Raw genomic sequence first — 25,102 nt, forward strand, 5'->3', positions numbered from 1 at the left:
GCCGAGGCGGGCACAATTCTTGAGGAAAGGTAGGACAATGAGCACTTCGAGCCATGACGCCGCCAGATCCGGCAGCTTTAAAATCGGCGGCGATCTCGACGTCAACCGCCTGGGTTTCGGCGCGATGCGTATTACCGGCAAAGGCGTCTGGGGGCCACCCGCCGATCACGACGAAGCTATCCGCACGTTGAAGCGGCTTCCGGAACTCGGCGTCAACTTCATAGACACGGCCGATTCCTATGGTCCGGATGTGTCAGAATGGCTGATCCGCGAGGCGCTGCATCCTTACCCGAAAGGGCTCACGATCGCGACGAAGGGCGGCCTCACACGTTCGGGGCCGGATATATGGAAGCCGGTCGGGCGACCGGAATACCTGCTTCAGCAGGTGCATAAGAGCCTGCGCAATCTCGGGGTCGAACAGATTGACCTGTGGCAGTTACATCGCATTGACCCAAAGGTTCCGGCGGACGAGCAGTTCGACGCCATCAAATCGCTGCTCGATCAGAAACTCGTCCGCCACGCGGGGTTGAGCGAGGTATCCGTCGCGGACATCGAGGCGGCCTCGAAATTCTTCGACGTCGCGACCGTCCAGAACCGCTATAATCTGGTCGACCGTACCAGCGAGGACGTGCTCGACTATTGCACCGCCCAGGGCATCGGCTTCATCCCCTGGTTTCCGCTCGCCGCCGGCGATCTCGCAAAATCGGGCTCGATACTCGACACCATATCGGGAAAATATAACGCCACGCCCGGCCAGATTGCCCTGGCCTGGATCCTCAGACGCAGCCCGGTCATGCTACCGATCCCCGGAACCTCCAAAGTCACGCATCTGGAACAGAACGTCGCCGCCGTTGACATCATCCTGTCCGACGAAGACTTCTCGGCGCTGGACGCGGAAGGCCGTAAGGCGTTTCAGTCCGCCTCCTGATGGCCGTGTGAAGCATCTGTCGATTACAGACCCGGCATGGAGATGAAACCCGGCAGATTTCGGACGCGATCGAGCCAGCGGCCGAGGGCCGGGTAGGGGGTAAGGTCGATACCACCCTCGGGCGCCAGTGCAAGATAGGGAAAAAGAGCGCAGTCAGCGATCGTAGGATGACCGAGGGCAAACCAGTCCTGTGTCTCGACATGCGCATTGAGCAGCGGCAGGAGTTTGTCGGTCCAGCGCATGGCGGTTCCCATATCAAGGGGGTAGCCGAATTTGCGGATCAGACGGGCAGTGTTGGGGCCGTTGCGTACCTCGCTCGACGCCACGGAAAGCCATTGTGTAATGATGGCCTGTGACATGGCGTCTTCTGGCCACCAGTTGCGGTCCGTCAGCCGGCTGGCAAGGTAGACCAGAATGGCCTGGGAATCCCGAAGTGTGAGGTCACCATCCACCAGGACGGGGACTTCCCCGAACGGGTTCAGTTTCTGGAAATCTGGATCATGGTTCTTACCCGACGCAAGATTGACAGGAATGAGATCCAGCTTCGTACCTGTCAGGGCCGCGAAAAGTCGGATCTTGTAGCAGTTTCCGGAGACGTCCAGATCATAGAGAAGCATCACGGGGTGTCCTGTGACCGGAGATAAGAGGGCAGGGGCGCACGTGGCTTGCCCGGCGGCACCATGCTTCCTACTGTGACGAACGACCGTTCGTAAGTCAAAGGTGCAATGAGAGAAGCCGTTCCTATCCGCCGGATCGTTGTCGAGGCCCGTGAACTGTTTCGCGAGCATGGCTACGAAGGAGCATCCATGCGTGATCTGGCCGATCGTGTGGGCCTGCGCCCGCAAAGCCTCTACACGCGCTTTCCGTCGAAGGAATCTCTGGTGCGCGAGGTGCTGGCACTAACGCTCGACGACGTGCTGGTCGATCTCCCCGACCCCGCGACGGACTGGCGTGGAGCCTGGCAGACATTGATCGGGCGGATTGCGGAGACGTTCGAGACACGAGGACGGTGTGTGGGGCTGCATCTCGCGTATGGCGTGACAGCGCAGACGCCAGACGCCCGGGATGCCGTGCGGGCGTTTTTCGCGCGATTACGCGATACGATGGCTGGGATTCTGAAAGCCGGGACGATTTCCGAACCGGTGTTCGTTGCAGCGGATACCCTCGCGCAACTCGAGGGGGCAACGCTCTGGATTACGACCGAGGGCGACATGGAGCCTCTCCGGCATGCAGTGGAGCGTGCCTTGCGTGTCGGTGAGCGGGAAGGGAGAGCCGCGTGATCGAAACCGAGAGATTGCATCGCTCGTTTCATCAAGCGACGGATATTTCACGTAAAAGAGGCGGACTGAACTCAAAATTTCATGTCGTGTGATGAAGCGAAACGATGTGTTCGCCCGCATTTCACTGCTGGACAGGGGCAATGACTTCGCCTGTTTCCGAACATCACCGCATGAGGTCGTCAGCGAAGCGTCGCAGAAGCGACCTTAACTGATCGAGGTCTTCGTCGGTCCAGTCGACAAGAATGCGGTTGGCCAACCTCTCGCGCGCCGCGTTGAGGATGCGAACCATGTCCCGGCCTTTCTCAGTCACCGTTGCTTCGCGAACACGCCTGTCCGCCGCCGAAGGACGACGCTCAATGAAGCCCAGTTCCTCAAGCTTGGTCATCTGTCGGCTGATGGTCGTATGATCGCGGCCCGTCCGGTCCGCAAGTTCGACCACGCCGATGGGACCGTAACGCCATACGCGTGAAAGCAGCGGAAACAGGGCCCGATCAAGCGGAATACCGGCCTCCTCGATCAGGCGATCGTCACGGCGGGGGCGGTTGATTTCATCGACAAGATCAATGATCGCGGCATGCAGTCCGCGCAGGATATCAGGATCGTGTGCATTATTCACGTTTTTCGTTGCCTTCAACGTCAGCTCCATATACGTGAATATTACACATTGATTCGCGGAGTTGCCAGTGTCTTTCGATACAGACGTCCTGATCTCGGGTGCGGGGGCCGCAGGCCTGACGCTTGCCATCGACCTCGCCCGACGTGGAATTTCGTTCCGACTGATCGAGCAGAACGCGCAGCCGTTCAGCGGGTCGCGCGGCAAGGGCATCCAGCCCCGAACGATGGAGATTTTCGAGGATCTCGGCATCGTCGATCGTATGGCCGCGGCAGGCGGACCCTATCCGCCGCTCTGTCAGTATCTTCCTGATGGAACCCATAAAATGTCGCTTCTGACAGAAGCAGACGTCTTCCCGGCCGCAGCCGAGCCCTATGCCGCGCCGCTGATGTTGCCGCAGTTCGCAACCGAAGCCGTCATGCGGGAGCGGCTCTCCGAGCTGGGCCATCACCCTTGCTTCGGCACGCAGTTGGTCGGCTTCCAGCAGGACAACGATGGCGTTACGGCGAGGATCGAACAGCAAGGCGGCGAGCAGGTTGTTCGTGCCCGGTTCCTCATCGGGACCGATGGTGGCCGCAGCTTCGTGCGTCATGCATTGGCGATCGATTTTCCGGGAGAAGCACTGGGCGTGCGTGCGATCGTTGCCGATGTACGGCTGGAGGGTTTGGATCGGTCCGCCTGGCATCGTTTCCAGTTCGGTTCACCGGCGACGCAGGTGATGATCTGCCCGCTGGCAGGCACGGACCTGTTTCAGGTTCAGGCGCCCGTGGCGCTGGACGGAGAGATCGATCTGTCTCCGGCCGGGCTGACCGCGCTCATCGAAGACCGGACCGGCAGAGGGGACATTACGATCCGTTCGGTGTCGTGGTCCTCGGTCTATACGATGAGTGCGCGTCTGGCCGATCGCTATCGGGTCGGGCGCGTCTTCCTTGCGGGAGATGCCGCGCATGTTCACCCGCCAACCGGCGGTCAGGGCCTCAATACCAGCGTTCAGGACGCCTATAATCTCGGCTGGAAGCTGGCGTCCGTGCTCTCGGGGGCGCCAGAAGCGCTGCTCGACAGCTACGAGGCGGAGCGTCGGCCGATCGCATTGAACATGCTTGCTCTCTCGACGCGGCTGCTCGGGGAGGTCAAGCAGGGCATTATGCGACGCGATCGCGAAGCGCGGCAGCTCGACCTCGGCTATCGCGGTTCGTCATTGAGCGCGCCCGGTTCGGTGGGCGGCAAAGTGCAGGCGGGCGATCGCGCCCCTGATGCGCCCTGTCGCGGACAAGCTGGGCAGCGGACACGGCTGTTTACGGTTTTTCAAGGATCTCACTGGAGCCTGCTCGGTTACGAGGTGCGTGATCGGCCGTCGGCCATCGCAGGTGTTCGGATCGTCACCATCGGCGCGGGGCAGGAACTCGTCGACGAGGATGGCCATATTGCCGAAGCGTACGGGATCGAACCCGGTCAGTGGGTGCTCGTGCGTCCGGACGGTTACATCGCCGGAATTTTCTTCTCTGACGACTTGGAGGCGCAGCTTTTGCGCTACTTGGCGCACGTGCTGCCATCCCGCCCGACTGTTACGGTCGGAGGAGTATGATCATGGGCTTCCAGACCTTTCTGGGGTTTGCGCCCTTCCTCGCCTTCGCGCTGGTGGAAAAGCTGGTCGGCGTCGTGCCGGGCCTGTTGACGGGCTTTGCCGTGTCTCTGGCACTGGTGGGATGGGAGGCTGCAAGGACACGATCCTTCAATATCCTTGAAGCGGGCAGTGCCGTGATCTTCGGTGGCCTCACGCTCCTGGTGGTCAGTCTCAATCAGACATGGTCCGTCTGGCAGGTGCGTCTGTTCGTGGATGCCGGGCTGGCCCTGGTCGTGTTCCTGAGCATCCTGTTCGGGAGTCCCTTCACGCTGCAGCACGCCCGGACGTCTGCCACCGCCGATGCCCGTCGCGATCCCGCTTTCATGCGGCACAACACCATCCTTTCGGGCGTCTGGGGCTTGGCATTCGTCGGGCTCGCCCTGATTGATCTTTATATGACGACGTCCGGAGCGCCCGACCGGCGGGGCATTGTCCTCACGTTGGGTATTCTGGCCATCGCGGCACGATGGACGCAGTCCTATGTGAGAAAGATCCGGCGTGCGTCCGGCGACGGTTGACGGGACGCACACGCCTGCAGGCGGCACGAAACCGACGTTCTGACCGAACGCGTGCCTGACAGCAGGCGGCCGCTCGCTCGACATCTTCCTTTCTTTGGATATCTGGCGTGGAGGCGATCGGCCTTCCGAAGACGCACGCCCGAAATTCTGAACACTTCAAAAGATACATCTCGGGAGCGAAAAGACCGTGAAATCCGTTTTTGCTTTTCCGGCCGCCATCACGCGGCAAGCATTCGTGTTTCTCCATGGAGGCGCACAGCCTAAATCCGCACCTCTGGGAGACGCCAGGTGCGGGCGATTTCTCCTGCTCGGGTTGGTTTTGCTCCTGGCCTCGTGCGCCGGAGCGCAGGTTCGAAATCCGGTAGCGGTGACGGATGCGCAATCGGTGGCACCCATTGCGGTCACTGTGAAGACGAGCCTGCCGAGAACCGCTCAGAATGCAACGCGGCTGGATCGCAACATGCAGGCACTCGCCACCGGTCTCGCGACCCGTCTCGAACACTCTCAAATTGCCGCGCACCCGGCGGATGCGATGCCGCAGACGAACGGCGCGGAACTGGCTCTCGTCGTCGATCTCGGCACGCTGGACGCGGGAAATCCCTGGTCGCGCGAACTGGTCGGTTTCGGGGCGGGCAAGAGCTGCCTTCAGACGCATGTCATCCTGTATGACGAACGCGGCGCGAAAATGACGACCTTACTCGATTTCACCGTCGTGGCTGATAGCGGTGCCATGCCGGGCGTCATCGTCAGTGCGTGGAACCCGATCGGCTTCGGTATTCACAGCGCGCATGCCATCTCCAAGGAGCTGCGCAGCGACGGGCATGAGGACGCGGATCGCACCGCGATGACCATTGTCGGGAAGATAACGGAGTATTACCGCACGAATGGGTGGCTGCCTCCGGACCAGCCCTATGAGGAAACAGTCAGGGGCGCGAATCATGCCTTTCTTTTATCGCGAGGTGAAAACCAGCGCTTACGATGAATGTCCGCTTTGGGAAAGCAGATCTTAAACCGAAAAGTGTCTGCAGAGAGGCGATTACTGCCTGTCCGGTATTGATCAAAATTATCTGCAAGTGGCCATGCGCACGACAGCATGTGTGGTAACAACCTGAGACCTCATATCGGGAAAAGGATCAGGTTATCATTCTGGTTTCATGGCACGGATGGCGTGCAAATCGATTGATGGCGCAGTCGTGGGCGCTGATGCCAGCATGTCATCAACAAGAGCGCTGCACTCGGTCTTTCCAGTCGCCAGGAGTGTCCGAAACGCTGGAATGCGTGACAGCCCCCAAAGCATAGTTGTCACGATGGAAACCGGCAGTTTTTCCAGTCTTGCCTTGTCCTTCGGATAAATCTCATATCCCTGGCTCCGGATCATGGCAAAGCAGGCGCGGACACCAAGAGCCAGGGTCCGGGCACGGCTCCATGAAGCTCCCCTGCCACGCTGCACCGCAGCAACGGCAACGCTTTCAAAAGCGACACCCAGCGGAACATGGCAGCGAAGCCACAGGGCCATCTGGGGCTCGTGCCGGGCTGGCAGCCCCGCAGCCCTGAAAAGATGTGCCCATTCCGGGTCGTCGGTCAGCGTCTCGCGCTTTCCGATGGAGATCTTGAGATGGCCGTTCGCATCGAAATCGGACTGGAGAAAGGGCATGCCGAGAATAGCGCGCTCCGGGCTGACCGCCTGCCGGAGGCGGTCCGGTTCAAACGTCATGAACATGAAATGGATTTTCCGGGCGGCACAGCGCGTGAGCGCCGGCAGAAGCGCTCTCACCTGATAGTCTTTCACCGTAACGAGCACGAAATCATACGGGATGTTTTCATCCAGCGTGTCGCAGATGATCGCTGAGGCGTGCTCATGCGTCGTTGTCACGATCCCTTCATCCCGTCGCAACTGTGCAAGGCGCGCAGAATTCGGACGGGCAATGATCGTGACCTCATGCCTCGCGTTTCGCGCGAAATGAAAGGCGAAAGCGCTGCCGATCCGTCCGCCACCCAGAATGGCGATGCGCAGTGGTGAAGACTTATCGGAAGATATGCTCATGTGCTGTGCCCCCTGTGTCTTCCGGAAACAAGATCCAGCCCGACTCAGGAGTGAGATCCGGACAGTATTCCCGAAAGGGGACAGACTGAAGGGTATTGGATACACTGGTAAAGCCGTGAGCTTACAGGGGTATAGGAACTAACAGGATGAGCAGCCTGCATGCCAGTGAGAAGGCGCTTGGTCTCTATCTTCGCAATGCACGTCAGAAACTTGATCCTGCCGCACTGGGATTCCCGGCAACCCGCCGACGAACCCCGGGCCTGCGTCGCGAGGAGGTGGCGCAGCGCGCGGAGCTGAGCGTGACATGGTACACCTGGCTTGAGCAGGGCCGGGGCGGCATGCCGTCGGCTGCGGCTCTGGAGCGTCTTGCAGGGGCGTTGATGCTGACCGACGCCGAACGCGAGCATCTTTTCCTTCTCGGGCTGGGGCGATCGCCCGAGGCACGTTATCGGCAGGACACGGATGTCACGCCGAGACTTCAACGCGTGCTCGACAGACTTGATCCCAGTCCGGCGTTCATCCGTACCGCAACCTGGGACATGGTCGCATGGAACCGTGCGGCCACGGAACTGATGACAGATTTTGCGCTCCTTCCGCCCGAACACCGCAATATTCTTCGGCTGATTTTTCTCGACCCGCGCAGTAGGACGCTTCATCCGGATTGGGAAAGTACTGCCCGTTTCATCGTCAGCAGCTTCAGGATGGATACTGCCCGGGCGGGTGCAGCGGAGGCGGTCGAGCCTTTAGTGGCGGAGCTTTGCGCTGCCAGTTTTGAATTCCGGGCGCTATGGCAGGACAGGACGGTCCATACGTTCGGGCATGGCGCCAAGACGTTCCATCATCCTGTTCATGGTCCCCAGGCCTTTGAGGTTTCAACCTTTGCCGTCGATGGGCGACCGGACCTGATTCTGGTCATATACGGTGAGGTGTCATAAGGTGCTTGTATATAAGTGAGTACTCACTTACTACTTCTCCGTAAGGAGAAACCATGCCCTCACGTCCATCCAGACTTTCCGCGACGGACCGCAGGCAGGCGATCCTGTCAGCGGCGGCTCCCGTTTTCGCCCGGCTTGGTCGGGAGGGTGCGACCACGAAAGAGATCGCCAAGGCGGCGGGTGTCTCAGAAGCCCTTCTTTACCGGCACTTCGCCAGTAAGGAGGTGCTTTACGCGGAACTTGAGTCCCATTGCGTAGAAGCCAACGCCGTCGGCAGCCGTCTTCTCGCCGAAGCAGCACCTTCGACGGCAACACTGGTCACAGGTGTGGCCCTGCTCGTGCAGGCGGTCTTTCCCGGCATCGGGGATGCGCAGTCTCACAACGACACCAAGCGGCTGGTCACGGCCAGTCTGCTGGGCGACGGACAGTTCGCGAAGGCTTTCCTCGACCGGCATGTGAAGCCCTGGATCGGCGTTTTCGAACGATCCTTCCGGGCTGCGCAGCACGCAGGCGATGTTGAGGACGGTGTTCAGGCCGGCAGTGCCGAGATCTGGTTCGTCCATCATCTGGCGAACACGCTGCATCTGATCAGCCTGCCCGACATCACGGTCGTCGAATACGGCGTCACACGCGAAAAGCTGATCGAAAACACGGTCCGTTTCCTGCTGCGCGGGATCGGCCTCAGAAACACCGCCATAAACCGGCATTACGATCCTGAAAAACTCAGGACAATTTTTGCATCAATGGATCAGGACACACCATGAAACCGATCAGGACAATAGCCGTCATTGGTGCGACGGGTCGGCTTGGCGCGCCGGTCGCGACCGAACTGGCCAGACATTTCGAGGTTCGCGCCATTGTCCGCTCGCCGGACAAGGCACGCAGGATGCTCCCGGACACTGTCGAGATCGTTCAGGCCGATCTGCGGGAGATTCCGGGACTGCGTAGTGCTCTTGAAGGGGTAGACGCGCTCTACCTCAATCTCGCGACCGAAACGGCCGACCCGAACCTTCCTTTCTATGAAGAGCGGGAAGGCGTGCGAAACCTGATGACGGCCATACAGGGGCTGGACATTCAGTATATTGCCAAGATCGGCGCTCTTGGCGCCTATCCGCCGGCACTTGGACACATCAAACATAATGTCGTGCCCAATATCATCCGTATGGAAGGGCACAAGATCATCACGGACACCGGTATCCGTCATACCTTCTTCGCGCCGACCCATTTCATGGAATTGCTCCCGCACATGATCAGCGGACGCGCGATCCAGTGGATCGGGAATACGCGCGTCAAAATCTGGTGGATCAGCGCCGCGGATTACGCGCGATGGGTGGTCGAGGCGTTTCAGAATCCTGAAGCGATGCCGGAACATTGTCCTGTGCAGGGACCGGAAGCGATCTCTGTCAGACAGGCGCTGGAGCGGTTTGTAAAAAACTACGACCCCTCTCTCAAAATTCGTGTGGCGCCGCTCTGGGTTATGCGGTTGATCGGCCTTTTCAATCCGAAAATGAAATTCGTGGCGCATCTGTTCGCCTATTTCGGGGATCACGAAGATCCGTTTTATGCTGAGCATACTTGGGAAAAACTGGGGAGGCCAACGACGACGCTTGAGATGTTTGCGCGGGAGCTTCGGCAAAGTCGGAATTTGTAGCAGAGCGTCAAATGAACGGTATCGAAACGACCAGAGGCGAAGAAAAAGTGATGAGCACATCTAAATGCCTGGAAGAAGGTCGAACAGGGCTGGTCGTCCCAATTGTGGATTTCAATCGCTGTGAGGGAAAAGATGCCTGTGTCGCCATGTGTCCTTACAATGTTTTCGAGGTCCGAAAGATCGACCGCTCGGACTATCGGGAGCTTTCATTTGTCGGGAAGATCAAAAGCCATGTTCATGGAGGAATGGTCGCGTATACGCCTATGCCGATCAGTGCCGTGCCTGCGGTCTCTGTGTAAAGGCCTGTCCCGAACGTGCCATCAAACTCGTGAAAGTCTGATGCGCAGAAAGACGCGGATAACACATGGAACCGTGGTCGGCAGGCATAGTCAGAATGATACAGAGCCATAATGTGGAGTGACCTTTTACCTGTAATCAGTGTCTGGTTACGGGCAGACTTTCAAGGTCAATGAATGTCTTAAAATAGAGCGGAGGCCGACCTTACTCCTGACTGACATCCACCCATTCCGCTCCGACGAGATCTGCCAGACGGTCGGGGGTCAGACACACAGAGCTGTTCCGGTCTCCCGCTGCCGGCCAGACCACATCGAATGCGCGCAGTGAAATGTCACAGAATACCCGGACCGGCTGCGGCAGCCCGAAGGGACACACACCGCCGACCGGATGGCTGGTTAATTCCTGCACCTCTTCCGCAGGCAGCATGCGGGGCCGGTTTCCGAACGTATCCTTCGTCTTGCGGTTATCCAGCCGTCCCGTGCCTGCCATGACGACCAGAATCCGTTCATCGCCGACCTTCAGCGCCAGGGTCTTGGCAATCTGCCCGTCCTGAACTCCGAGCGCCTTGGCTGCTTCTGCTACTGTTGCCGTGCTGTCTGTCAGCACCACGGGTTTGATGTCTGGCGCATTGACCTCGAAAAATGCCTGAACGGATTCCCGGCTCATCTCTGTCTCCCCATGATACTGGCGAACCTTTTCTGATCCTGATGATGGCATACCAGTCAGTTCCCTGCGACAGTCACAATTCCGCTCATAATGGCGCCGCTTGGAAAGTGCTGACGTCGATCATGAAACTGCCATCCGCTTCGACCCCGAAATGGCGTGTGACATCGTCCGGCGCGGCCCGTTGCAGGGAACGGATGGCCGCGACCCGCTCCGGAGGTGTTTTCGTTCGCGCTACCCAACTTTTGAAATCCATACGCAGACGATGCGTCCCGATGGTCTGAAGAACGAAGCCCGACTGTCCTAGCAAGGTCACCCATTCGGCTACTCCATAATTCCGAATATGCGAGACGTCGCGCAACAGTTCGATCGACTGAAGCCAGCTATCCAGCAGGGCGGACGGAGGGGCTGTCACATCAATGAATAAAGCCATCCCTGATGGGGCCAGCACACGTCGTGCTTCCCGCAGACCTGCCAGCGCATCAGACCAGTGATGGGTCGTAAAGCGGCAGAAGACGGCGTCGAAGCTTCCGTGTTCAAAAGGGAGCTTTTCTGCGGGAGCCTGTACGGTCGTGACGTTGGACAGTCCCTGTCGTGCTGCTTCTTGCGCGACGGCATCCAGCATCGGACCCGTCACATCGCAGGCGACAACCTCTCCGACATGGGGAGCGAGCCGATAGGTGACGTGACCTCCACCGCAGCCGATATCCAGAACACGTCGCAGGCTTTTGCCCGCTACCAGGCTCTCGACCCTGTCCAGATCGCTGCCCTGACTGTGGATCGTGCTGGTTACATAATCCTGCGCCCGTGCGGCGTAGTGCTTTGCCGCATAAGGTTCCGTCATTTTTTCTGCCTCCGCGGTTCTATGACTCGTTGCAGTCCAGGCTGCCAGATGCAAAAAACAGGGATAAGGTCTTTCTTTATACTGGTATAAAAACCACCATCATGAGTCTTTCCTCCGAACAGCATCGTGCTCTCGGGACTTTCCTGCGCGCGCGTCGTGATACCCTCTCACCAGAGGATGTTGGTCTGCATCCGCTACCAGGACGCCGCCGGGCAAAAGGGTTGCGGCGGGAAGAGGCCGCCCAGATCTGCGGTATCAGCACAACCTGGTATACGTGGCTCGAACAGGGCCGGGATGTCTCCTGTTCGGCGGCGACGCTGGCACGCATTGCGACGGCCCTGCATCTTTCCGCTGCGGAACGACTGTACCTGTTCGAACTCGCGCGGATGAAAGATCCCCATGCCTCACGGCCCTCCATGGCATCTGGCCTGCCTGAGGAGGTCCGGATATTTCCCGGGCAGATGGCAGTGCCCTGTTATGTGCTTGATCCCCTGTGGAACGCCTGCGCCGCCAATGACGCGGCCCGGCATCTTTTTGCCGGTTGGCTGGACGGTAAAGAACGCAATCTGCTGCGCTATGTTTTTCTGGCACCAGACGCCCGCACGTTTCTTGACGACTGGGAAAGCAGTGCGCGACGGGTGCTGGCGGAATTCCGGGCTGTCAGCATTCGTGGTGACACAGAACAGGTAGACGCGCTTGTGCAGGAACTTCGGTCCCTGAGCCCGGATTTTGAGCGGCTGTGGCACAATCAGAGCGTGTTGCTGCGGGAAGGGGGCGCCCGCAAGTTCCATCATCCCGTTGATGGCCCTGTTGACTTTGACCAGACCACCCTGACTTTTACAACGTGGCCACAGTATCAGCTGGTGACCGTGAGACCACGGTAATTCCAGCAGGTTCTGACCATTCGGATGGTCGCTTTATCTTAATCGTATTTGCCTGGATTGCGGGGCTCCAACGGACGAACGCGCGCGTAATAACGTGGTCAGAATGGAAGACGACTCTTGCCGACAGAAGGTCTCTTAGCTATACCCTTAGCTAAGGAGGTGCCTCATGGCCCAGTTTTCGGTTCACGATGCCAAAACCAACCTGTCTCGTCTGATTGCCGACGCGCTTGCGGGTGGTGATGTGGTGATTGCGCGTGGTTCAGTACCCGTCGTGCGTCTTGTGCCGGTGGAACCGCAGGGGCGTCGCGTGTTTGGGGCGCTCAAAGGCAAGATAACCCAGGATAAGACCTTCAATGAGACCTTGCCCGACGACGAACTGGACGGGTGGAATCTCGCTTGAGGCTACTGCTTGATACGCACGCGCTGATCTGGTGGCTGGCGGGCGACGAGCATTTGAGTCATCGCGCTCAGGAAGCCATAGCCGATGAAGATAATGTTATAGCTGTGAGCGCAGCGTCGGCCATGGAGGTCGCAACGAAGTTCCGCATCGGCAAACTGCCGGGGGCGGCGCTGCTGGCACAGGATTTTGAAGCTATTGTTGCTGGGCAGGCGTTTGTTGAACTGCCAATCAGCGTTACTCATGCCCGCATCGCGGGCGAGATGAACATCGCTCATAAAGACCCGTTTGACCGTTTCCTGATTGCCCAGGCGCAGGCCGAAGATATGACGCTGATCTCCAACGAGGCCTTATTTGACAGCTTCGCCGTCAAGCGTCTTTGGTGATCGAAAGGACTATGGTTATGAAAAGATCAAGCGAAGGCAGAAAAGATCTTTTCAAAACAATTATCTAAACCCGCTTTATTCTCGTCTTGCGATTGTCGCAACTTGAGAAGCAATCCTGTCCCCGCAACTAAAATTTCCAAATAAAACCAATTAGTTAGATGGCCTCTCAAGAGGCTCATCGCTTACTCCATTCCTCCGCAGGATGCACATAGGATGCAATCGGGAGTGAAAGCGCAGCGTAAACCGGCCCCGTAAAGGCCCGTTCACGATGGCGTGAAGCCTTCCGCGTGCCCTCTTTGCTCAATGGAAATCGCGCGACCGGACGGCGATGAGGTCGCCAGAAGGATCGCCGTTTTCGTCGTGGAAAGCATCCCGGCCGGATCGGTTCCCGACATCGGCGAGCAGGGCCGATCGGTCCATGATCTCCAGCGCGATGAGATGGACGACCTCGCCTTCCTTCTGAAGCCGCCCTTTCACAGCCAGCATCGCGGCGGACATGACGACGGGGCGGTATTTTTCGAATACGTCCGGCCAGACGATGACGTTCAGCGTTGCGGTCTCGTCCTCCAGCGTCAGGAAAATCACGCCTTTCGACGAGCCGGGACGCTGGCGGACCAGCACGATCCCGGCGGCCGTCAGGCGCTTGCCGTCCTTCGAGGTTACGGCATCCCGGCCGGACAGGATGCCTTCACGCCGCAGATCTTCGCGCAGAAAGGAGATGGGGTGGTCGCGCAGGGTCAGGCCGACGCGATTATAGTCTCGCGCCACCTCCGCGCCTGCGCGCATCGGCTGGAGCAGCACGTCCGGTTCCTCGGCTTCGCGCATGATCTCGGCCGCCGCAAAGAGCGGGAGCGGTTCGTCACGCAGCGCCTTGATCGCCCAGAGCGCGTCGCGCCGCGCCAGCCCGAAAGCAGGCTGGAAGGCATCGGCGTCAGCCAAGCAGGTCAGCGCAGCCACTTTCACGCCGGCTCGGCGCCAGAGATCGTCGATCGAGGCGAAGGGCCGGTCGCCGCGCGCGCCGGTTCGTGCGGCGACGATCCGGGCGGCGGCGTCATTGGCCAGCCCCTTCACGAGGTTCGTTCCCAGCCGCACGGCAAACAGTCCGTCCGTTCTCTCCGGCCCTTCCAGCGTCGCCTCCCAGCGTGAGCGGTTCACGCAGATTGGCCGGACTTCCACCCCATGCGCCTGTGCGTCACGCACGAGTTGGGCCGGGGCATAGAAGCCCATCGGCTGGGAATTAAGCAGTGACGCCAGGAAGACGTCCGGGTGGCGACATTTCAGCCAGGACGAGGAATAGGCGAGGATCGCGAAAGACGCCGCATGGCTCTCAGGAAAGCCATAGGATGCGAAACCCTCAAGCTGCTGGAAAATGCGCTGGGCGAATTCTTCCGGATAGTTCCGCTCACGCATTCCTTCGACCAGCCGTTCCTGAAAGCGCGAGATCGTGCCGGTGTTCTTGAAGGTCGCCATGGCGCGGCGAAGCTGGTCCGCCTCGGCGGCCGTGAAGCCCGCGCAGACCATCGCCACCTGCATAACCTGTTCCTGGAACAGTGGCACACCTAGTGTGCGTTTGAGCACCTCTTCCAGCTCCGGCGTCGGATAGTCTGGACCTTCCAGCCCCTCCCGGCGGCGCAGGAAGGGGTGAACCATATCGCCCTGGATGGGACCGGGTCTCACAATCGCGACTTCGATCACCAGATCGTAGAAGGTTCTCGGTTTCAGGCGCGGGAGCATGGACATCTGCGCGCGGCTCTCGATCTGGAAGACGCCGATCGTGTCGGCCTTGCGGATCATGGCGTAGGTGCGCGGGTCTTCGGCCGGGATGGTCTGGAGCGTGAAATGCTGGCCCTTATGCTCCGCCAGCAGATCGAGCCCCTTCTTCATGCAGGTCAGCATGCCCAGCGCCAGCACATCGACCTTCATGAATTTGAGGGCGTCAATGTCGTCCTTGTCCCATTCGATGGTCTGGCGTTTCTCCATCGCCGCCGGTTCGATCGGCACCAGCTCGTCCAGCCGGTCGCGCGTGAGCACGAACCCGCCGGGATGCTGCGACAGATGGCGCGGCACGCCGATCAGGCAGCGGGCCAGATCGAGCGTCAGGCGTATGCTCCGGTCCGTCAGGTCGACGCCCGAGGACGCCAGCGTGTCGTCGTCCATTTGGCTCGACCAACCCCAGATCTGCTTGGAGAGCTGAGAAATCAGATCTTCGGGCAGGCCCATGACCTTGCCGACGTCACGGAGCGCGCCCTTGGCGCGGTAGCGGGTGACGACGGCGGTCAGCGCGGCCCGGTCGCGCCCGTAATGGTCATAGACCCACTGGATGATCTCCTCGCGGCGCGCGTGCTCGAAATCCACGTCGATATCCGGCGGTTCGCCGCGCTCCTCGGAGATGAACCGCTCGAACAGAAGCGTGGTGCGCGACGGATCGATGGCGGTGATGCCGAGCACGAAGCAGACGGCCGAATTGGCCGCCGAGCCGCGCCCCTGACAAAGAATATCGCGGCGCTTCGCTTCGCGGACGATGGAATGGACCGTGAGGAAATAGGGCGCGTAGTTCATGCGTCCGATCAGAGCCAGCTCGTGGCGGAGAATTTCGGCCACGTCTTCGGGAATGCCGTCAGCATAGAAGTAGCGCGCGCTTTCCCAGGTGAGACCTTCCAGTTCCTCCTGCGGCGTGCGGCCCGGAACCGTGATTTCATCGGGATACTGATAGGCCAGATCGTCGAGGCTGAAGGTGCAGCGTTCGACGATCTCCATGCTTCGGTCGATCGCCTCGGGATAGCGTGAGAACAGCCGTGCCATCTCCTCGGGCGGCTTGAAATAGCGGTCGGCATGACGCTCGCGTGCGAACCCGGCCCGGTCGATGGTGGTACCGTGGCGGATGCAGGTGACGACATCCTGAAGGATGCGCCGGTCGTGCGTGTGGAACAGCACGTCGTTCGTCACGACGGTCTTCACGCGTTGCGCGTGGGCGAGGTTCGCCAGTTCGTAGAGCCGCATCTGATCGTTCGGGCGGCGGCGCAGGATCAGAGCTATGTAGGCCCGGTCGCCGAAGGTTTCGCGCAGCGAGCGGAGATGTGCGGCGCAGTCCTCATCGGCGACGTCCGGTACGAGAATGACGATAAGCCCGTCGCCCCATGCCGCCAGATCCTCCCATCGCAGCAAGCACTTCCCCTTTCCGGCCCGTGCCTTGCCGATCGATAGCATCCGGCAGAGTCGCCCATAGGCCGCGCGGTCGGTCGGGTAGACCAGCACCGGCGGGAAATCCGAAAGTTCTAGGCGGCAGCCCACGACCAGCCGCACGCCGGTTTCCTTTGCCGCGATATGCGCCTGCACCATCCCGGCCAGCGTGTTCCGGTCGGTGATCCCCAGCGCCGTTATGCCGAGGCGCTTCGCCTGCTCGAACAGTTCGATCGGCGACGATGCGCCCCGCAGGAACGAGAAGTAGCTCGTGACCTGAAGCTCGGCGTAATGCGGGGTCATCGGGTGCCTTCTTTTTCTGAAGAAAAAGAAGCAAAAAGACTTTTATTAATATAAGATATTTTTCTGTTAGGAGATCTCCGAAAAATTGAAGAAGTTTTTTGGTGCTTTTTTTCAAAAAAGAATATCACCCGAAAATTCCATGTAAAAACCAGCCCTGCGAGCCGGTCTCGCCATGCTCGCCGTCGCCTTCGCGGAACAACCAGAACCGCTCCCCAGCGGTATCCTCGACGCGGAAATAATCCCGCGCGATGGTCAGCTCGGCATCGCCTTTCCACCATTCTCCGAAGACGCGCTCCGGCCCGTCAGCGCACTTCACGCAATGACGGACGCCGCGCCAGATGAAGTAGACCGGCGGCTGGTCCGGCAGTTCCGCCATCGCCCGCACTGGCTCCGGGCGGCCGAGCAATCGTGTCGGGCGCGGCCATTGCACAGGCCATGAGTTTCCATCATCGGGGGCCAGTGCCGGAACACGACGGACCGACCGTTCGGGAAGGTCGCTCTCGACGGCGGCGAAGCGATAGAGCGCGTCGCTTCCGACACGATTGGCGAGGGTGTCGATCAGGCCGGAAATGTCGGCCTCTTCCTCCGCGATCAGGGCGGAGACGCGCTGCCGCGCCTCCATCGGCTCGGCAAGGGCGGCGACCAGTTCTATGCGCTCGATGCCGAAGCCGGGATCGATCGTCTCGATCTTCTTGTAGAGCAGGCGCGTGAGGTGTTTCGCGTCCAGCACAGGACGGGCCGTGGCGACGCGGATTGCCTGCACGGCACTGTCCAAGCGATGTAGCAGAAGATCGAGCTGCCGCACCCCGTCGCCCCGCGCCTCCAGCCCTTCGCACAGCACAGGAACCAGCTTGCCAATATAGCGCGCGATGGTCTCCGCGGCCGCGATCGGTTCGGCGAAGTTGTGCATAGCGGACACCGGATTGACCGGGCGGGCGGCCTGGATCGGCTCAGCCATTCGCCCGTAAGCCTGATCCAGCCGACGTTCCAGCTCCGGCCCGAACCGCAAGGTCAGCGGGCCGCGTGGCATCGTCTCCAGCTTCCCGATCCTCGAGATGCCGAGGGTCCACAGCTCTTCCGTGATGGAGGAGGGTAGTCGTAGCGCCTCGATCGGCAGATCGGCCAGCGCGTCGGCGATCCCGCCTTCCGGCACGACGATAACCCGCCCGCGCCCGTATCGGGCGAGAGCGTGCGCAGCCCCCCATGTATCTGCGATCGCGGCCTTGGCCGTGAAGCCGGATTCCGCCAGGCGCCGGACGGTGGCGTCAAGCATCGCGGCTTCACCGCCATGGAGATGGTCAGCGCCCGTCGTCTCCAACACGAGACCGTCCGCCTGCCCGGAAGACGAAGAGGAATCCACCGCGACGATGGGCGCGACCCGCTGCTGAAACCACACCGCCAGGCTTTCCAGCCCCTCACTGTCGCCGTCCGGATCGGCGTCCATCACCGTCAGATCGGGGAAGAGCGCACGGGCCTTGGCGACCGGCGTGCCGGGTTTCAACCCCGCCTTGCGGGCCGGGAGATCGGCGGACAGCACGACACGGCGGTTGCCCTCCCGTCCAGCGAGCGCCAGCGGTGCGTCAGGCGGTGGCGCGGAATCGCCCAGCTTCCTGCGCAGCCGCTCCGTCGGCCAGAGCGGGAGGTAAAGCGACACCAGCCGGGCAGAGCCTTCCTTTCGCATCGCATCCCTCCACCTCGAAATCCGCGCACTCCCCCGAGCGCGCACGCAGCAGTTCCAGCAGCCACCGGGACCGCTCCACGCCGGGAACGGGCAGCGGCGCGGAGGGCAGGACCGAGATCCGCCAGCGTGTGGTGCTGGCCGTGGGTTGTCCGAAATCCGCCGCCTCGGTCTGGCGGCGCCAGCGACGGATCGCGAGACCGATCGTGCCCGTCCTCTCGGCGGCGATCTGCAACCGGCGCGAAGCGGTCATCGTCAACCGACCAACCTCGGCCACCACGGCGCCAAGCCCGCCATGCCGCAACCCTTCCTCGAAGCACGCCAGCGCGTCGGTCTCCGATCCCGCCTCGGCATGGATGACGCGCCGTGTCGCCAGACCGGCCTGGTCGAGCGCGGGCGCGAACAGATCCTGACGCGTGACGATCCAGAGCACCTTGCCCTTCGTCCGCGCCGCGATCCCGGCGGCGAACAGCGCGGCGGCCGCTGCGTTGAGCGCGTCGTTGCCGCCCCCGGCCACCTCATGCAGCGCGCCAAGTGTCAGCCCGCCGCCCGGCAGCTTTCCATCGATCTCGTGCATCCCGAACGGCAGGACAGCGCGCTTGCGGTCCCTGTGCCCTTCCAGCCGGGCGATCGTGGCCCGGAGCGCCTCGACGGCCGGTTTTTTACGTGCTGGCTTTCTGTCCTCTGTGGGTGTCATGTCAGAAGTCCGTCCGGCTCCTGCGGCCGTCGCTTGGGATTATATGTTCATGTTTTGTTCTGGAAATGCGGAAAGAGTCAAGGCATATTCGATTCCCGCTCGCGACCCTGTCGGCGGAAGAACGCTTCGAACGGATCGAGAGGACGGCGCAAGGTTTTGAATCCGATGAATTCCGTTGCTGCCAAACCCGCTGACGATTATCTCGCCCGCCTCAATCCCGCCCAGCGCGCGGCCGTCACGCATGGCGCCGGAGTCGCGGCTGACGCAGGCGGCTCACCCCCGCTGCTGGTCATCGCCGGCGCGGGATCGGGCAAGACCAACACGCTCGCGCACCGGGTCGCCCATCTGATCGCCACCGGCGCCGATCCCAGTCGCATCCTGCTGCTGACCTTCTCGCGCCGCGCGAGCACCGAGATGACCCGGCGGGTGGAGCGCATCTGCCGCACCGTCTTCGGCGACAAAGCCGGTCCCTTGGCCGACGCCCTGGCCTGGGCCGGGACGTTCCATTCCATCGGCGCGCGTCTCTTGCGGGAGTATGCCGAGCAGATCGGCATGGACTGGGCCTTCTCGACCCATGACCGGGAGGATTCCGCCGATCTGATGAACCTGGTCCGCCACGATCTCGGCTTCTCGAAGACGGAGAAGCGCTTCCCGGCCAAGGGGACGTGTCTGGCGATCTACTCCCGTGTCGTGAACTCCGGCGTCCCGCTCGGCGATGTGCTGATGAAGCATTATCCGTGGTGCGCGGGATGGGAGGCGCAACTCAGGCAGCTTTTCGCCGGCTATGTCGCGGCGAAGCAGGCGCAGGGCGTGCTGGATTACGACGACCTGCTGCTGGCCTGGGCGCAGATGGTCGCCGAACCCGTGTTGGCCGCAGACATCGGCGGCAAGTGGGACCATATCCTCGTGGACGAGTATCAGGATACCAACCGGCTTCAGGCCGATATCCTGTTCGCGATGAAGCCCGACGGTCGGGGACTGACAGTGGTGGGCGACGACGCGCAGAGCATCTACGCCTTCCGGGCCGCGACGGTGCGCAACATCCTCGATTTCCCAGGTCACTTCGATCCGCCCGCGCGCATCGTCACGCTGGACCGGAACTATCGTTCCACCAGGCCGATCGTGCCGACGGCGACGCCTTTCTCGAACGGGGGCAGGACGACCGGCATCAGTTCCGTTTTATCGTCTCGCCGGAGGATGCTGAGCAGATACAGGATCTGACCGCCTTCACGCGTGACCTGATGATGCAGATGGAGGCGGATCTCGGCACGAAGCTCGACTGGGTAGCAGTCAATCATTTCAACACCGGTCATCCTCACGTCCATATCGTCATCCATGGCCATGACGACCATGGGGAGGATCTGGTCATCGCCAGTGATTACATCACTCAGGGGGTGCGGGAACGGGCGACCGAACTGGTGACGCTGGAGTTGGGTCCGGAAACAGTGCTGGAGCAACGTCGCAAGCTGGAGAACATGGTCGGGCAGGACCGCTTCACTCGGATCGACCGGCAGTTGCTGGCGTTGGCGGAAGATGGTCCGATCGACATGCGGGGCGACCAGGGCGGCGATCATGTCCTGCGCCAACGGCGGCTTGCGAAGCTGGAACGGATGGGCCTCGCCAGCCAGGCCGAGCCCGGTGTGTGGACGCTCGCGCCGGAGACGGAGAAAATGCTGCGCGACCTTGGCGAGCGGGGGGATATTATCCGCGCCATGAACCGGGCGATGCACGAGCAGGGCCGCGCACCCGATCCCGGCCTGTTCGTCTTTCATGGTCCGGCGTCGCGCGACACGGTGGAGGGGCGGATCCTTGACCGCCATCTCTCCGACGAACTGGGCGAAAAAATTGGCGTGGTCATTGATGGCGTGGACGGGCGCACCCATCATGTCGCCGGGATCGATCCGGTTTCCCTCGAAGGGGTGCGAAACGGGAGCATTGTCGCGGTCGGCCCGGAGGTCGCAGTCCCCCGTCCCGCCGACAGGGAAATCGTGTCGGTCGCGGGCCGTGACGGTGTCTATCGCGAGGACACACATCTTGCGAATGCGCGGTCCATGCCGCGCATTCCCGGAGGCGATGCCGACGCGTATGTCGCCTCCCATGTGCGTCGCCTGGAGGCCCTGCGGCGCGCCGGCATTATCGAGCGGATTGAGGATGGGAGATGGCAGATCCCCGGCGACTATCTGGAGCGGGCTGCGGCGTATGATATGAGCCGCGCGAAACAGATGTCCGTGCGCGTCCTGTCCAGCCTCGATCTCGAGGCCCAGATCACAGCGGATGGTGCGACATGGCTGGACCGGGGGCTGATGTCGCGCGGCAGGTCGAATGTGGTCGATGCCGGGTTCGGTTATGAAGTGACCGAGGCCCGGAAGCAGCGTCAGGACGTGCTGGTCGAACGGGGCGACGCCTGGCGCGACAGGGAGGGGCACGTCCGCTACCGCAAGAGCCTGCTGGCGGCGTTGGAACGGCGGGAACTGGACCGTATCGGCCAGGAATTGGGAGCATCACGCGGCACGTCGTACCGCGTGATGGCGGACGGGGAGAGAATGTGCGGCACGCTGAAGGAGAAGGTCAGGCTGGCTAGTGGAACCTACGCGCTGGTCGAAAATACCCATGAGTTCGTGCTGGTGCCCTGGAAGCCTGTCATCGAGAACCGGATCGGGCAGGAGATTGCCGGTATCATGCGCGCAGGCGCCATGGACTGGCAGTTGGGACGGCAGCGGGGGCTGGGATTATGACGTGGGCAGGCATGAATCATGTTGCCAATTTTTGCCATGCGCGAGTATTCTGCCTCCATGAGCACCATGAACATCTCTCTGCCAGAAGCCCTGAAAAGCTTCGTTGACCAGCAGGTTGCCGGCCGTGGCTTTGGCACCAGCAGCGAGTACGTGCGCGAGCTGATCCGCAAGGACCAGGACAGGCAGCGTCTGCGTGGTATGTTGCTTGAGGGTGGTCGATCCCCAGCAGGCTCCACGGCGGATGCCGCATATTTCGAACGCCTGCGGTCGCGTGCGCGCGGCGCCTGATCATCGTGACGACCAGACGCGCGGTACTGCGCGAGCAGGCCGAGCGGGATATCGATCGGATCATTGACGATTATGTCGGGAAAGCCGGAAGTGTTGTGGCCGACCGGTTTGTCGGTGCGCTCGAAGAGGGGATGACCCTGATCGGGCAATATCCCGGCATCGGCTCGCCGCGTTGCGGGTATGAACTCGATCTTCCGGGGCTTCGTGCGCTCACTCTTCGGAACTGGCCGTTCGTGGTTTTCTATGTCGAGCGTGAGGACCATCTGGATGTCTGGCGTGTTCTGCACGCCCATCAGGATATTCCGGGGTGGCTGCGAGATCCTGATGGGGACGATAGTTCGGAATAGCGCCTGAATGAGGCTGAACTGATTCAGTGATTTTCCATAAGACTGGCAAAAATGTCAGCGGCATCGAGTCCGATGGCGGTTGTGATGTCGAGGAATTCGATCACGTCGATCCGGCGCTCGCCGGTCTCGTATTTCGCGACGTAGGACTGGGGTTTGCCGAGCCGCTCCGCCAGCGTGGCCTGGGTCAGGCCTTTGCCGCGCCTTGCTGCGATCAGCAGTTCCATGAGACGGTGCTGTCGCGGAGAGCGCAGCGATTTCGGCATAGGGTGCGGTTCCGGTTGAAACTGAGGAACCGTCCCAATAATCCCGTATCGGGATTATCCCATTTCAGGATATGATCTGCGGAGCTGAAGGAAAGGGCAGGATCATGACGTCCCAACCCGATAACGGAGCCGCTCCATCCGATGAGGCGCCCGACTGTCCGCTGCTGACGGCGTATGACCATCTCCATCATGTCACCTATCTCCGCCTTCTTGACGCCGAGGAAGCCGGTGCCGACTGGCGGGAGGTGGTGCGGATCGTGCTCGGTCGTGATCCGGCAATTGACAGGGATGGCGCGCGCCGATGCTGGGACTCGCATATGGCGCGGGCGCGCTGGATGCGCGACACCGGTTACCGCCAGCTCCTGACCATTCCCGGCGGAAAGACGCCGCATTGAACGCTCCATCCGATTTCCTACACAAAGACCGCCGATTGCCGCACGGCTGCTGAATTGTCTTGCCCCGCGCGTGGTTATTCCTCCTGACGGACGGATCATCCTGTCACGGAGGTGTTCATGTCCGCGTCCCGTGTGGCCTGGGGCCAGGTGATCCTGGTCTTCGCGATCATGCTGCTGTTCTGGTGGGCCGCGACCGAGTGGGCGGCCTGGCGTCTGGGATTTCAACCTGAGCTTGGGGCGCCCTGGTTCATGCTGGCCCACCGCTGGCCCATCTATGCGCCGCCGCTGTTCTTCTGGTGGTGGTATGAGTTCGATGCCTACGCGCCCGGCATCTTCGTGCAGGGCGCGCGGATTGGCGTCGCGGGCGTTGTTCTCGCCGTCACCGTGGCGTTCGCTCTGTCGATCTGGCGGGCGCGGGCAAGGCGTCGGGTCGAAACCTATGGTTCGGCCCGCTGGGCGGTCCTGCGCGATATCCGTGCGGCCGGCTTGCTGGGCGACAACGGGGTCGTTCTGGGCAAATACCGCCGGGCCTATCTCCGACATGACGGGCCGGAGCACGTGTTGTGCTTCGCGCCTACTCGTTCCGGCAAGGGGGTAGGGTTGGTTATTCCGACTCTGCTGACCTGGCTAGGCTCTGCCATCATCCACGACATCAAGGGTGAGAACTGGCAGTTGACGGCGGGGTTTCGCGCGACCTTCGGGCGCGTGCTGCTGTTCGACCCGACCAACCCGGCATCGGCCGCCTACAATCCGCTGCTGGAGGTCCGTCCGGGGGAATATGAAGTCCGCGACGTGCAGAACATCGCCGATATCCTGGTCGATCCGGATGGTGCTCTGGAACGGCGCAACCACTGGGAGAAAACCTCGCACGCCCTGCTGGTCGGCGCGATCCTGCATGTGCTTTATGCCGAAGCCGACAAGACTCTCGCCGGTGTGGCGAAATTCCTCTCCGACCCGAAGCGGTCGATCGAGACGACCCTGTCCGCCATGATGCGGACAAACCATCTGGGGGAAAGAGGGCCACATCCCGTCGTGGCCTCCGCCGCGCGGGAACTACTCAATAAATCGGACAATGAACGCTCCGGCGTGCTCTCCACCGCCATGTCGTTTCTCGGGCTCTATCGTGACCCGGTGGTGGCCACGGTTACCAGAAGATGTGACTGGCGGATTGAGGATCTCGTGTCCTCGGTACAGCCGGTCTCGCTTTATTTCGTCGTGCCGCCCTCGGACATCAGCCGCACCAAACCGCTGATCCGACTGATGCTCAACCAGATTGGCCGCCGACTGACAGAAGATCTGGAGGTGGCGGCCACCCGGCGCAACCTGCTTCTCATGCTTGATGAATTTCCGGCTTTCGGGCGACTGGATTTCTTCGAAAGCGCTCTGGCGTTCATGGCGGGGTACCGGATCCGGGCCTTCCTGATCGCCCAGTCACTGAACCAGATCGAGAAGGCATACGGGCCGAACAATTCGATTCTGGACAATTGCCAAGTCCGGGTCAGCTTCGCGACCAATGACGAGCGCACTGCCAGACGGGTGTCGGATGCCCTAGGCACGGCAACGGAGCAGCGGGATTCCACCAATTATGCCGGGCATCGACTCTGTTGCGCAAATGGCTGCGGCGGGATTCACGGAGTGAGGGCAGTCTGGTAGCGGGTTGGCATGAGCAAGCCGCGCCCTGTGACCTATCGAACGACGAACTGGCCTTCCTATAACGCGGCGCTGAAGAAGCGTGGATCTCTGACGGTGTGGTTTGATCGGGCGATGACCTGGGAAGGCCGGCCAACGGGGCGCAGGGGGCGACGGCAGAGTTACAGTGATCCCGCGATCCAGACCTGTCTGACGATGAAGGTTTTGTTTGGCATGGCCCTGAGGCAGGCGACTGGCTTTGTCGAAAGCCTGCTCCATCTGGTCGGCCTGGACTGGTCGGTCCCGGATTTCAGCACGCTGAGCCGTAGGCAGAAATCCCTGACGGTCGACATCACGTATCGCGGCTCGGATGGACCGCTTCATCTTCTGATCGACAGCACAGGGATCAAGGTCGAGGGAGAGGGAGAAGGAGAGGGAGAGGGAGAAGGCGAATGGCACAGGCGCAAGCACGGCGGCTCGAAACGTCGGATCTGGCGTAAACTCCATATCGGGATCGACGAAG

General features: G+C 61.2%; 27 protein-coding genes and 1 pseudogene. 19 read left to right on the forward strand and 9 right to left on the reverse strand.

The genetic code is table 11. The annotated features are described in order from the left end of the window. Nucleotides 1-37: 37 nt before the first annotated feature. On the forward strand, nt 38-928 hold the full coding sequence (locus PWM43_RS13615) for an aldo/keto reductase (protein ID WP_289843070.1): 891 nt from the start codon (nt 38-40) through the stop codon (nt 926-928). 23 nt (nt 929-951) lie between these two features. Here PWM43_RS13615 and PWM43_RS13620 read toward each other — a convergent pair whose 3' ends face one another. After that, nucleotides 952-1,545, reverse strand: a complete 594-nt coding sequence (locus PWM43_RS13620) for a glutathione S-transferase family protein (protein ID WP_289843071.1) — start codon at nt 1,543-1,545, stop codon at nt 952-954. A gap of 108 nt (nt 1,546-1,653) precedes the next feature. Between PWM43_RS13620 and PWM43_RS13625 the strand changes: the two genes are divergently transcribed. Continuing rightward, a complete protein-coding gene (locus tag PWM43_RS13625) occupies nt 1,654-2,208 on the forward strand; it encodes a TetR/AcrR family transcriptional regulator (RefSeq protein WP_289843072.1) in 555 nt (184 codons plus the stop codon). A 163-nt stretch (nt 2,209-2,371) separates the two neighbouring features. Here PWM43_RS13625 and PWM43_RS13630 read toward each other — a convergent pair whose 3' ends face one another. Beyond that, on the reverse strand, nt 2,372-2,824 hold the full coding sequence (locus tag PWM43_RS13630) for a MarR family winged helix-turn-helix transcriptional regulator (RefSeq protein ID WP_289843073.1): 453 nt from the start codon (nt 2,822-2,824) through the stop codon (nt 2,372-2,374). Between the two features lie 67 nt (nt 2,825-2,891). On the opposite strand from PWM43_RS13630, the gene PWM43_RS13635 reads away from it, so the two are divergent. From PWM43_RS13635 to PWM43_RS13645, 3 genes are all read left to right on the forward strand, one after another. Further along, nucleotides 2,892-4,406: an FAD-dependent oxidoreductase gene (locus PWM43_RS13635; protein ID WP_289843074.1), complete on the forward strand. Its 1,515-nt coding sequence runs from the start codon at nt 2,892-2,894 to the stop codon at nt 4,404-4,406. A gap of 2 nt (nt 4,407-4,408) precedes the next feature. Further along, nucleotides 4,409-4,963, forward strand: coding sequence for a DUF3159 domain-containing protein (locus PWM43_RS13640; RefSeq protein WP_289843075.1), 555 nt, complete (start codon nt 4,409-4,411; stop codon nt 4,961-4,963). A gap of 187 nt (nt 4,964-5,150) precedes the next feature. Then, entirely contained in the window at nt 5,151-5,945 is a 795-nt protein-coding gene (locus PWM43_RS13645) for a DUF4410 domain-containing protein (RefSeq protein WP_289843076.1), read from the forward strand. A gap of 159 nt (nt 5,946-6,104) precedes the next feature. On the opposite strand, the gene PWM43_RS13650 is transcribed toward PWM43_RS13645, so the two are convergent. Then, the gene (locus tag PWM43_RS13650; RefSeq protein WP_289843077.1) at nt 6,105-7,007 is read right to left on the reverse strand and encodes a ketopantoate reductase family protein; all 903 of its coding nucleotides are present in this window, start codon (nt 7,005-7,007) and stop codon (nt 6,105-6,107) included. A gap of 146 nt (nt 7,008-7,153) precedes the next feature. On the opposite strand from PWM43_RS13650, the gene PWM43_RS13655 reads away from it, so the two are divergent. From PWM43_RS13655 to PWM43_RS15445, 4 genes are all read left to right on the forward strand, one after another. Next, nucleotides 7,154-7,942, forward strand: a complete 789-nt coding sequence (locus PWM43_RS13655) for a helix-turn-helix transcriptional regulator (RefSeq protein ID WP_289843078.1) — start codon at nt 7,154-7,156, stop codon at nt 7,940-7,942. 53 nt (nt 7,943-7,995) lie between these two features. Continuing rightward, a complete protein-coding gene (locus PWM43_RS13660; protein ID WP_289843079.1) occupies nt 7,996-8,706 on the forward strand; it encodes a TetR/AcrR family transcriptional regulator in 711 nt (236 codons plus the stop codon). Beyond that, nucleotides 8,703-9,593, forward strand: coding sequence for an SDR family oxidoreductase (locus tag PWM43_RS13665; protein ID WP_289843080.1), 891 nt, complete (start codon nt 8,703-8,705; stop codon nt 9,591-9,593). The genes PWM43_RS13660 and PWM43_RS13665 overlap by 4 nt, the downstream gene beginning before the upstream one ends. A 148-nt stretch (nt 9,594-9,741) precedes the next feature. After that, nucleotides 9,742-9,933 (forward strand): 4Fe-4S binding protein, encoded by a 192-nt coding sequence (locus tag PWM43_RS15445; RefSeq protein ID WP_394356088.1) that lies wholly within the window; start codon nt 9,742-9,744, stop codon nt 9,931-9,933. A 161-nt stretch (nt 9,934-10,094) separates the two neighbouring features. Here the strand turns inward: PWM43_RS15445 and PWM43_RS13675 are convergent, their stop codons facing one another. Together PWM43_RS13675 and PWM43_RS13680 are read right to left on the reverse strand one after the other, a co-directional pair. Further along, entirely contained in the window at nt 10,095-10,556 is a 462-nt protein-coding gene (locus PWM43_RS13675; protein ID WP_289843082.1) for a YbaK/EbsC family protein, read from the reverse strand. An 85-nt stretch (nt 10,557-10,641) separates the two neighbouring features. Next, nucleotides 10,642-11,397 (reverse strand): class I SAM-dependent methyltransferase, encoded by a 756-nt coding sequence (locus tag PWM43_RS13680; RefSeq protein ID WP_394356089.1) that lies wholly within the window; start codon nt 11,395-11,397, stop codon nt 10,642-10,644. A 101-nt stretch (nt 11,398-11,498) separates the two neighbouring features. Here PWM43_RS13680 and PWM43_RS13685 point away from each other — a divergent pair, with 101 nt between their 5' ends. The 3 genes from PWM43_RS13685 (at nt 11,499) to PWM43_RS13695 (ending at nt 13,064) form a co-directional block, all read left to right on the forward strand. Further along, nucleotides 11,499-12,281 carry a helix-turn-helix transcriptional regulator gene (locus tag PWM43_RS13685; RefSeq protein WP_289843083.1) on the forward strand — a complete coding sequence of 261 codons (783 nt, stop codon included), beginning with the start codon at nt 11,499-11,501 and terminating at the stop codon, nt 12,279-12,281. Between the two features lie 166 nt (nt 12,282-12,447). Continuing rightward, entirely contained in the window at nt 12,448-12,681 is a 234-nt protein-coding gene (locus tag PWM43_RS13690; protein WP_289843084.1) for a type II toxin-antitoxin system Phd/YefM family antitoxin, read from the forward strand. Beyond that, nucleotides 12,678-13,064, forward strand: a complete 387-nt coding sequence (locus tag PWM43_RS13695) for a type II toxin-antitoxin system VapC family toxin (protein WP_289843085.1) — start codon at nt 12,678-12,680, stop codon at nt 13,062-13,064. Before PWM43_RS13690 ends, PWM43_RS13695 begins: the two co-directional genes overlap by 4 nt. 300 nt (nt 13,065-13,364) lie before the next feature. On the opposite strand, the gene PWM43_RS13700 is transcribed toward PWM43_RS13695, so the two are convergent. The 3 genes from PWM43_RS13700 to PWM43_RS13710 all read right to left on the reverse strand — a co-directional run bounded on the left by PWM43_RS13700 (nt 13,365) and on the right by PWM43_RS13710 (nt 18,922). Further along, a complete protein-coding gene (locus PWM43_RS13700; RefSeq protein ID WP_289843086.1) occupies nt 13,365-16,547 on the reverse strand; it encodes an error-prone DNA polymerase in 3,183 nt (1,060 codons plus the stop codon). 124 nt (nt 16,548-16,671) lie between these two features. Beyond that, on the reverse strand, nt 16,672-18,204 hold the full coding sequence (locus PWM43_RS13705) for a DUF6504 family protein (protein WP_456304637.1): 1,533 nt from the start codon (nt 18,202-18,204) through the stop codon (nt 16,672-16,674). Next, nucleotides 18,128-18,922: an ImuA family protein gene (locus tag PWM43_RS13710; protein ID WP_289843088.1), complete on the reverse strand. Its 795-nt coding sequence runs from the start codon at nt 18,920-18,922 to the stop codon at nt 18,128-18,130. Before PWM43_RS13710 ends, PWM43_RS13705 begins: the two co-directional genes overlap by 77 nt. Nucleotides 18,923-19,087: 165 nt before the next feature. On the opposite strand from PWM43_RS13710, the gene PWM43_RS13715 reads away from it, so the two are divergent. From PWM43_RS13715 to PWM43_RS13730, 4 genes are read left to right on the forward strand one after another with little or no spacing between them, the layout of a single operon-like run. Further along, the gene (locus PWM43_RS13715) at nt 19,088-20,143 is read left to right on the forward strand and encodes an ATP-dependent helicase (RefSeq protein WP_289843089.1); all 1,056 of its coding nucleotides are present in this window, start codon (nt 19,088-19,090) and stop codon (nt 20,141-20,143) included. Beyond that, on the forward strand, nt 20,140-21,657 hold the full coding sequence (locus PWM43_RS13720) for a DUF3363 domain-containing protein (protein ID WP_394356091.1): 1,518 nt from the start codon (nt 20,140-20,142) through the stop codon (nt 21,655-21,657). Before PWM43_RS13715 ends, PWM43_RS13720 begins: the two co-directional genes overlap by 4 nt. A gap of 18 nt (nt 21,658-21,675) precedes the next feature. Beyond that, on the forward strand, nt 21,676-21,945 hold the full coding sequence (locus PWM43_RS13725; RefSeq protein ID WP_289843091.1) for a ribbon-helix-helix domain-containing protein: 270 nt from the start codon (nt 21,676-21,678) through the stop codon (nt 21,943-21,945). A 5-nt stretch (nt 21,946-21,950) separates the two neighbouring features. After that, nucleotides 21,951-22,292, forward strand: coding sequence for a type II toxin-antitoxin system RelE/ParE family toxin (locus tag PWM43_RS13730; RefSeq protein WP_289843092.1), 342 nt, complete (start codon nt 21,951-21,953; stop codon nt 22,290-22,292). 23 nt (nt 22,293-22,315) lie between these two features. Here PWM43_RS13730 and PWM43_RS13735 read toward each other — a convergent pair whose 3' ends face one another. Continuing rightward, nucleotides 22,316-22,555, reverse strand: a complete 240-nt coding sequence (locus tag PWM43_RS13735) for a helix-turn-helix domain-containing protein (RefSeq protein ID WP_289843093.1) — start codon at nt 22,553-22,555, stop codon at nt 22,316-22,318. A gap of 104 nt (nt 22,556-22,659) precedes the next feature. On the opposite strand from PWM43_RS13735, the gene PWM43_RS13740 reads away from it, so the two are divergent. The 3 genes and pseudogenes from PWM43_RS13740 to PWM43_RS13750 all read left to right on the forward strand — a co-directional run. Beyond that, nucleotides 22,660-22,950: a DNA -binding domain-containing protein gene (locus tag PWM43_RS13740; RefSeq protein WP_289843094.1), complete on the forward strand. Its 291-nt coding sequence runs from the start codon at nt 22,660-22,662 to the stop codon at nt 22,948-22,950. A 117-nt stretch (nt 22,951-23,067) separates the two neighbouring features. Continuing rightward, nucleotides 23,068-24,552 (forward strand): annotated as a pseudogene (gene traG / locus PWM43_RS13745) (IncP-type conjugal transfer protein TraG); the annotation flags it as partial. A gap of 60 nt (nt 24,553-24,612) precedes the next feature. Next, on the forward strand, nt 24,613-25,102 hold a 490-nt coding region (locus tag PWM43_RS13750; protein WP_289843095.1), incomplete at its 3' end, for an IS5 family transposase.

Origin of the sequence: Brytella acorum (genome assembly GCF_029309905.1) — a bacterium.
In the GTDB taxonomy this organism is placed as follows: domain Bacteria; phylum Pseudomonadota; class Alphaproteobacteria; order Acetobacterales; family Acetobacteraceae; genus Brytella; species Brytella acorum.

Excerpts from the sequence above, each read along its gene's own strand:
- PWM43_RS13615 (WP_289843070.1), top strand. The coding sequence starts at position 38 with ATGAGCACTTCGAGCCATGACGCCGCCAGATCCGGCAGCTTTAAAATC.
- PWM43_RS13620 (WP_289843071.1), bottom strand. The coding sequence starts at position 1,545 with ATGCTTCTCTATGATCTGGACGTCTCCGGAAACTGCTACAAGATCCGA.
- PWM43_RS13625 (WP_289843072.1), top strand. The coding sequence starts at position 1,654 with ATGAGAGAAGCCGTTCCTATCCGCCGGATCGTTGTCGAGGCCCGTGAA.
- PWM43_RS13640 (WP_289843075.1), top strand. The coding sequence starts at position 4,409 with ATGGGCTTCCAGACCTTTCTGGGGTTTGCGCCCTTCCTCGCCTTCGCG.
- PWM43_RS13650 (WP_289843077.1), bottom strand. The coding sequence starts at position 7,007 with ATGAGCATATCTTCCGATAAGTCTTCACCACTGCGCATCGCCATTCTG.
- PWM43_RS13655 (WP_289843078.1), top strand. The coding sequence starts at position 7,154 with ATGAGCAGCCTGCATGCCAGTGAGAAGGCGCTTGGTCTCTATCTTCGC.
- PWM43_RS13660 (WP_289843079.1), top strand. The coding sequence starts at position 7,996 with ATGCCCTCACGTCCATCCAGACTTTCCGCGACGGACCGCAGGCAGGCG.
- PWM43_RS13665 (WP_289843080.1), top strand. The coding sequence starts at position 8,703 with ATGAAACCGATCAGGACAATAGCCGTCATTGGTGCGACGGGTCGGCTT.
- PWM43_RS13675 (WP_289843082.1), bottom strand. The coding sequence starts at position 10,556 with ATGAGCCGGGAATCCGTTCAGGCATTTTTCGAGGTCAATGCGCCAGAC.
- PWM43_RS13680 (WP_394356089.1), bottom strand. The coding sequence starts at position 11,397 with ATGACGGAACCTTATGCGGCAAAGCACTACGCCGCACGGGCGCAGGAT.
- PWM43_RS13685 (WP_289843083.1), top strand. The coding sequence starts at position 11,499 with ATGAGTCTTTCCTCCGAACAGCATCGTGCTCTCGGGACTTTCCTGCGC.
- PWM43_RS13690 (WP_289843084.1), top strand. The coding sequence starts at position 12,448 with ATGGCCCAGTTTTCGGTTCACGATGCCAAAACCAACCTGTCTCGTCTG.
- PWM43_RS13700 (WP_289843086.1), bottom strand. The coding sequence starts at position 16,547 with ATGACCCCGCATTACGCCGAGCTTCAGGTCACGAGCTACTTCTCGTTC.
- PWM43_RS13710 (WP_289843088.1), bottom strand. The coding sequence starts at position 18,922 with ATGACACCCACAGAGGACAGAAAGCCAGCACGTAAAAAACCGGCCGTC.
- PWM43_RS13715 (WP_289843089.1), top strand. The coding sequence starts at position 19,088 with ATGAATTCCGTTGCTGCCAAACCCGCTGACGATTATCTCGCCCGCCTC.
- PWM43_RS13725 (WP_289843091.1), top strand. The coding sequence starts at position 21,676 with ATGTTGCCAATTTTTGCCATGCGCGAGTATTCTGCCTCCATGAGCACC.
- PWM43_RS13735 (WP_289843093.1), bottom strand. The coding sequence starts at position 22,555 with ATGCCGAAATCGCTGCGCTCTCCGCGACAGCACCGTCTCATGGAACTG.
- PWM43_RS13740 (WP_289843094.1), top strand. The coding sequence starts at position 22,660 with ATGACGTCCCAACCCGATAACGGAGCCGCTCCATCCGATGAGGCGCCC.